General features: G+C 33.9%; 9 protein-coding genes. All 9 read left to right on the forward strand.

Annotated elements, in window-relative coordinates; all coding sequences use genetic code 11:
• Positions 1–189: 189 nt before the first annotated feature.
• The 9 genes from H4J56_RS19115 to H4J56_RS19155 all read left to right on the forward strand — a co-directional run bounded on the left by H4J56_RS19115 (position 190) and on the right by H4J56_RS19155 (position 6,232).
• Positions 190–534: a hypothetical protein gene (locus H4J56_RS19115; protein WP_182218646.1), complete on the forward strand. Its 345-nt coding sequence runs from the start codon at positions 190–192 to the stop codon at positions 532–534.
• A gap of 103 nt (positions 535–637) precedes the next feature.
• Complete coding sequence (locus H4J56_RS19120; protein WP_182250901.1) at positions 638–1,045, forward strand: hypothetical protein; 408 nt, start codon at positions 638–640, stop codon at positions 1,043–1,045.
• A gap of 117 nt (positions 1,046–1,162) precedes the next feature.
• Complete coding sequence (locus H4J56_RS19125; RefSeq protein WP_182250900.1) at positions 1,163–1,924, forward strand: hypothetical protein; 762 nt, start codon at positions 1,163–1,165, stop codon at positions 1,922–1,924.
• A gap of 143 nt (positions 1,925–2,067) precedes the next feature.
• The gene (locus H4J56_RS19130) at positions 2,068–2,856 is read left to right on the forward strand and encodes a trypsin-like serine protease (RefSeq protein WP_182259798.1); all 789 of its coding nucleotides are present in this window, start codon (positions 2,068–2,070) and stop codon (positions 2,854–2,856) included.
• A gap of 123 nt (positions 2,857–2,979) precedes the next feature.
• The gene (locus H4J56_RS19135) at positions 2,980–3,660 is read left to right on the forward strand and encodes a hypothetical protein (RefSeq protein WP_182218418.1); all 681 of its coding nucleotides are present in this window, start codon (positions 2,980–2,982) and stop codon (positions 3,658–3,660) included.
• A gap of 106 nt (positions 3,661–3,766) precedes the next feature.
• Positions 3,767–4,225 (forward strand): GNAT family N-acetyltransferase, encoded by a 459-nt coding sequence (locus H4J56_RS19140; protein WP_182250898.1) that lies wholly within the window; start codon positions 3,767–3,769, stop codon positions 4,223–4,225.
• A gap of 135 nt (positions 4,226–4,360) precedes the next feature.
• Positions 4,361–4,816, forward strand: coding sequence for a GNAT family N-acetyltransferase (locus tag H4J56_RS19145; protein WP_182250933.1), 456 nt, complete (start codon positions 4,361–4,363; stop codon positions 4,814–4,816).
• 563 nt (positions 4,817–5,379) lie between these two features.
• Positions 5,380–5,667, forward strand: coding sequence for a hypothetical protein (locus H4J56_RS19150; protein ID WP_182259799.1), 288 nt, complete (start codon positions 5,380–5,382; stop codon positions 5,665–5,667).
• A gap of 106 nt (positions 5,668–5,773) precedes the next feature.
• Positions 5,774–6,232, forward strand: coding sequence for an energy transducer TonB (locus H4J56_RS19155; protein WP_182250897.1), 459 nt, complete (start codon positions 5,774–5,776; stop codon positions 6,230–6,232).
• Positions 6,233–6,377 lie beyond the last annotated feature (145 nt).

Consider the following 6,377-nt stretch of genomic DNA (forward strand, 5'->3'; position numbering starts at 1 on the left):
TAAATCGATAGCGATTACGTTACATTGTGTCATTGTGTGGACTCCTGGTAAAAGTTGATTTGAGTGAATGCTTTTCACTTTATACCGCAAAACTCCCGCGAGGGGGAGGAGTCCATACATCTCCTACGTCGCTTATTTTAACCAACTATTTTGCCTCATAATGGGGCGTTATGTGTCTTTAGGAATAATATGAAATACTTGAGTTTACTTCCCATATCATTAATTTTAGGTTGTACGAATATATCCTTATCCGATAGAGCGATTCCTTACGATGATGGTTCTTTCTATACAGTAGTGGGTGGAGAAACAAAAGAGAAAGCCCACTCTATGTTGATAGGTGTCATGAAGTCTAGATGTGAAGTTGAAGGTGGAAAAACTTTTCAATTAATTTCTACGAAAAATAGTCAGACTGGAGAAGTTGAAAAGTTTGTCAAAAGTAAATCTAGTACGAAAATTGGCTCTTGGGAATTTAGTGACGTTGATACAAATTATACACAAGGCTTTGATCTCGAAGCTAAATTCATATGTATATAGTTTCGTTGCACGACACATATCAAGCCATTCAAGCAGGACTTTTAATGGGGCGTTGGCTGCTTTTTGTCTTAAGCAGTATTTTATTATCTATAGGGAAATTATTATGAAAAATATATTTAAATCTAGTCTAGTTGCACTTGCTGTAATTACTTCGAATATTAGCTTTGCTAATGATATTTCAGCTGATTTCTTAAATAATGAAGCAGAAATTGCTCATAAAGTATATCTTCATGAGTCAACTGAAGTTGCAATCTATGCAATGGAATCTATTGTGAGGCTTCAAGAGTCCGATCAATCGGATAAATTATTACAAAAAACTGGTCCATCTAGTCTTTCATTTTCTTATATTCGTTTAGGTTTTTTATATGAAAAATCAGGTTTAATGCAAAAAGCAGATATAGCTTTTTCTAAAGCGGTTGCTACTTATAAATCACCATATAATAAAAATGAATCTGTAGCCCTTAGTAAATTAAAAAGAGCAGTTCAAGAGTTGGATGCAATCAGCAGCTAACAAGTTGCTTAAACGGACGTAAAGTAGTTGGCTTGCTTTCGTTCCTCACTAATTTTAGCCAGCTATTATTTGTCACTTAACGTGGCGTTATAGGACAAATCGGAGTGTTGAGTATCCATGAAGTTTATAAATAATTTAATCTTGGTGTTGTCCATTCTATTTACATCAACTTCGTTTGCTGTTGATAAAAAATACCACGAGGATATTTCCTTGATAAAAAGTGCTTTCAAGCAACAGGATAAGAAAGCTATTGCAACTTTTATTTCTTATCCATTAGGGCGTGAATTTCCAATACCTGCCATTAAAAATGAAGCAGAGTTAGTAAATCGCTTTGATGAAGTGTTTGATAAAAAATTTATCGAGCTAATAGCTAACTCTGATCTAGACAAAGATTGGAGCATGATGGGCTGGAGAGGCGTAATGTTTTCTAGCGGTAAACTTTGGCTAGATTCCAAAAATAAAATAAGAGCGATAACATATCAATCTTCAAAAGAAAAAGAGATCAAAGCAAGTTTGATTGAAAAACAAAAACAAACTTTGCATCTAAGCCTCAGAGTTTATAAAAAACCAATATTAGAGTGGAAAACATCTAAATTTCATATTCGAATTGATGATCTTGGGGATTACAATTATCGCTATTCGTCATGGAGTATCGATAAAAAAACTAGAGATAAACCTGATTTAATTTTAGAAAATGGAAAAATGGTTTTTGAAGGTAGTGGTGGTAATCATCACTATTCTTTTTCTAACGGTAAATATATTTATCGTTGCTATGTTAGTGTAATTGGTAATAGTAAGTCTGCACCTGGAATATTAGATGTTTTCAAAGGTAAGGAGCATATATTAAGTGACGATGTTATTGAGGTGCTAAGTCGCTAAATTTCATGCGTTTAATTGCCCTATAACAAGTCATTCAAAAGGAAAAAAAACAGTTGGCTGTTTTCGTTCCTGAACATTTTAGCCAACTATCATTTGCCTGTTAATTAGGCGTTATACTACCCATCAATGAACATGGACGTAATATGAAAGTTTTATTTATCTTATCCATTATTTTCTTTTCTACATCCAGCAATGCTGTAGTGAAGAGACATGATGTTCCTCCTGAAAATTATGTCATTGATAAAATGCCTGAATACCTAATAGATATGCCTCATGAAGGACATGGTGTATTAATAGATACACAATGGGTTGTGACCGTAGCACACACTATTTTTTATGATTATGTTGGTAAAGATTTAATTGTTGGTTCAAAAGCTTATGAAATTGAAAGCGTTCATATACACCCAGAGTACTCTGAACCTAATAAAAATTTACTTAAAGGTGATTTAGCGCCTTTAATAAGTTTGTTCAAATCTAGAAGTGATATTGCGTTAATCAAATTAACTTCAAAAGTTAGCGGTGTTAAACCAGTCAATATATACAAGGGTAAAAGTGAAAAAGGTAAAACAATTACAGTTTATGGTAAGGGCGCAACTGGAAGTGGATTAACCGGTGAAGATATTGATACGAAATCACTTCGTGTAATGAACCAGTTTCAAAATATTGTTGAAAATTCAGAAGGTAATTGGATCGCATTTAAATTCAACGAACCTGCAAATGCATTACCACTTGAAGGTATACATGGCTCTGGAGATAGCGGAGGGGCTTCTATTATATTTCAACAAGGCGCTCCATTTCTCGTAGGTTTATCAAGTTGGCAATTGGGGAATGGCGATATATCTACTTTTAAAGGTGGTTTGTATGGCACTACAGCTTATCAAGTTAGGATATCTAACTACTATGACTGGATAGTTGGTGTATTGGGTATCTAAAAAGTCATTTAAACGGACAAAAAACAGTTGGTTTATTGCTCCTGCGTCGCTTATTTTAACCAACAATTTTTTGCCGCTTAACGTGGCGTTAACTATAAGCAATCACACTTGGGAACTCGCATCATGAATTTTATTGAGAAATCCAATAAGATATTGCTATTTATCGCAGCGATAATTGTAATTATTGTAATTGGTAAAAACATAATTAGTGATCTTTTAAGAAAGGATTATTCCGAACCAAAAGTACAAGTTATTGATCATAATGATGCACTACAAAAAGATCAAAAACCTAAATTAGAAAAAAGATATGTAGGTCAAATTAAAGATGTGCATATTCTAGAAATAACCTCGGACCAGATAGTGGAAGAACAATCTTATAGTGCAAATGCTGACATGATGATTGTTTCATCGTCTTTGAGTTTAAGCAGTAATGCAGTTAATTTGATGTTTACTAAAGCTGGTGAAAAGAATAATTTGTTATTCGAGAATAACGCACTAATCGTAGATTTTTCACCCACCCAATCAAGGGAAACAGAATACCGAAACATCTTAAGTAAAAACATCTATTCTGTCGTAAGACAAGATACGAATAAAGATGGATTTCTAAACCAAGATGACAATAAAGAGTTATTGGTTTCTGAATATGACGGTACTAAGTTAAAATCTGTCATCGATAATATCGATGGTTATCAGGTGATTAGTAATGATGTGGTTTTACTTTATACGGCGACTGATAATGATACGTTCTATTATACTTTTAATGTATTATCAGGTGAGTTACTCAAGCTTGATACAAACTTATAGCTATAAGGCGTACAAACGGACAAAAGACAGTTGGCTGTTTCACTCCGTTACAATTTTAGGCAACAATTTTTTTCAGCTAACGTTGCGTTAACTTCCTAGGGATAGAATGAGTATACGAAAAGCTACAATCAATGATGCCGTAGGAATTCGATCTCTAATTCTGAGAGCCGCAGAACCACAAACCAACTCTGACTTTAATAAAGAAGGTATTGTACACTTTAAAGAAAGCCTTGAATTGAAAGCTATAAAAGAACGCATCCAAAATAAAAAATATTTGATGTTATGTTTTGTCAAGGAATACAAAATTGTCGGAATAATAGCAATTTTCAAAAAAGAAAAGTTAAGTCAGCTTTTTGTTGACCCTACCTCTAGAAAGTTAAATATCGCTAAACAATTGTGGTCAGCAGCAAATGAAATCTGTATAGCTCAAGGAGGTAATGGGAATTACTGGGTAAAGTCTTCAACTATGGCTATTCCTGTTTATGAGCGTTTCGGTTTCCGCCTTGATTCGGCTCAACAAAATACAGACGGTATAATTTTTCATACGATGTTACTACAGTCATGAATACGGAAGTTAACAAGTCACTCAAAAGGAAAAAAACAGTTGGCTTTTGCTGCTTCGTCGCTTATTTTAGCCCACTATTATTTGCCGCTTAACGTGGCGTTAGAGAGCAATGCAGATTTTGAGCCTAGGCATACTATGATAAACAAACTTGATAATTCTAATGAAGACGTTGGTAATAAAATTTTTAAAGTTTTTCAAAACTCTTATAAAGTTGAAGCTCAGCTTATTAATGCTTCTAATTTTCCACCACTATCGCGAAGCATTAAAGATATAAAGAATTCAGAAACACTGTTTTATGGTTTTTATGAAAATGGATGCATCGCAGGAGTCATAGAGGTTGTTGTAAAGGGTAATCAATTAGAAATAGATAGTTTAACCGTTGATCCAAAGTATTTTAAAAAAGGGATCGCAGGTCAATTGATTAGTTATATTCTCGACTTATTTGAATTTACAGAAGCAATTGTAGAAACTGCCGTTGCCAATAATCCAGCAATTAATTTATACAAGAAATATGGCTTTGTTGAGTTTAAACAGTGGACACCAGCTCATGGTATTCGAAAAGTCGCAATGTCGTTGAAAAATGATCTCTAACAACAGCCATTCAAGCAGGAATTTTAACAGTTGGCTAGGTTCCGCTTCGTTCAACATTGTAGCCAACTATTATTTGCCTCTTAATGGGGCACCAGCTGTACTATGAAGCTTTTAGGTAAGGAGCCTATTATCAAATTTTTTAAACTTACATCAACTCTTGAATTATTGGGATGGTTTTTTCTTATTCTATTTTTTTCGGTTCTAATCTTCAATGTTGAGCAAAGTTTCTTAGTTATAATTCTACTTTGTCTTACTTTGCTATTTTCTGTACTTTCAGGGATCGTACATATGTTCTCAAATGTGGTTCCCCAAACTTCTTTATTAATAAGAAGATTATTTCCAGCAATTGGTATTGTTATTTACTTTTTGGTTCAATTTGTAAGAGAACCATTTATTATACCTTTTTAATGAACTAGCATACAGCTAACGAGCAACTCAAGACCGATAAAACAGTGGGCTGTGCTCGTTACTCGCTATTATAGCTAGCCATTTTTTAGCCGCTTAGCAAAGCGTTAGTTTTCGTAGAGCGTGTATTATCTCCATTTGTCAAAAAGGATAATTTGATGTTAAACAAAGTAATAATTATTATCTGTACACTGATCTTCACAGGATGTGTTGTTGTTCCTGAAATGGATCATTCTCAAAAATATCAATGTGGTTTGTCTACAGATAAAAAGACTCTTAAAGTTGTTAATCTAATGAAGGGCGACACTAGCTTTTATGAATGGAATGATGAGTTTTTATCTATAATAACTATGCCGACATCAGCAGTTGTCTCAAGTGTATACGTAGCGGTAAATAATGTTTATCACTTTGGTGAAAAACAAATAAAATGTGGTAACAAAAACTAACAAGACTTTTAAACGACAAAAAGCAGTTTGCTGTTTTCGTTCTTCAGTATTTTAACAAACAATTTTTTGCCTGTAGTTAGGGCGATAGAGCTATAAGGAGTTAGCAATGAGAAATGCCGTTTCAATTACAATAATAAGTTTATTTTTAGGTGCATGTGCGTCTAATGATACTGTTCAAGTTGTCGATGAATCCCTAATTGAATATAAGGATTTATCTTTAAAAGAACAAAGAGAATTAGTTAAAGAGTATTGGATAGTTGAAAAGAGGCTAGACCCTAAATACCCAATAGAAGCAGCAAGGAAAGGTTTATCTGGTTGTGTTGATCTTATTGTCGGTATAAACAAAGATGGTAAAACCAGTGGCTACAAAGTAAAGGAATCTTATCCTAAAGGTGTATTTGATTACCATGCTGCTGCGTCTCTCAAAAGCTGGAGATGGTCAGCAACAGAAGTAAATGTTGATAAAACACCTGTATTGACATCCATACAATTGGATTTTATGGTTAGTGGCGCAAAGAATGCCAAGGAAGCTAAAAATAAATGCGGATGGAATTATAAGGTATAGCGTTAACAAGCCATTCAAGCAGGACAAATAACAGTTGGCTATTTGCTTATATGGACTCCTCGTATTGTACAAGAAAAAACTTTTAAAATTTTAGATGCGTGCTTATATTCGGGCTCATAATGGGAAGCTATCCCGGCCACTTTGA

Origin of the sequence: Colwellia sp. BRX8-4, from assembly GCF_014077345.1 — a bacterium.
In the GTDB taxonomy this organism is placed as follows: Bacteria; Pseudomonadota; Gammaproteobacteria; order Enterobacterales; family Alteromonadaceae; genus Colwellia_A.

Excerpts from the sequence above, each read along its gene's own strand:
- H4J56_RS19120 (WP_182250901.1), top strand. The coding sequence starts at position 638 with ATGAAAAATATATTTAAATCTAGTCTAGTTGCACTTGCTGTAATTACT.
- H4J56_RS19135 (WP_182218418.1), top strand. The coding sequence starts at position 2,980 with ATGAATTTTATTGAGAAATCCAATAAGATATTGCTATTTATCGCAGCG.
- H4J56_RS19130 (WP_182259798.1), top strand. The coding sequence starts at position 2,068 with ATGAAAGTTTTATTTATCTTATCCATTATTTTCTTTTCTACATCCAGC.
- H4J56_RS19155 (WP_182250897.1), top strand. The coding sequence starts at position 5,774 with ATGAGAAATGCCGTTTCAATTACAATAATAAGTTTATTTTTAGGTGCA.
- H4J56_RS19140 (WP_182250898.1), top strand. The coding sequence starts at position 3,767 with ATGAGTATACGAAAAGCTACAATCAATGATGCCGTAGGAATTCGATCT.
- H4J56_RS19145 (WP_182250933.1), top strand. The coding sequence starts at position 4,361 with ATGATAAACAAACTTGATAATTCTAATGAAGACGTTGGTAATAAAATT.
- H4J56_RS19125 (WP_182250900.1), top strand. The coding sequence starts at position 1,163 with ATGAAGTTTATAAATAATTTAATCTTGGTGTTGTCCATTCTATTTACA.
- H4J56_RS19150 (WP_182259799.1), top strand. The coding sequence starts at position 5,380 with ATGTTAAACAAAGTAATAATTATTATCTGTACACTGATCTTCACAGGA.
- H4J56_RS19115 (WP_182218646.1), top strand. The coding sequence starts at position 190 with ATGAAATACTTGAGTTTACTTCCCATATCATTAATTTTAGGTTGTACG.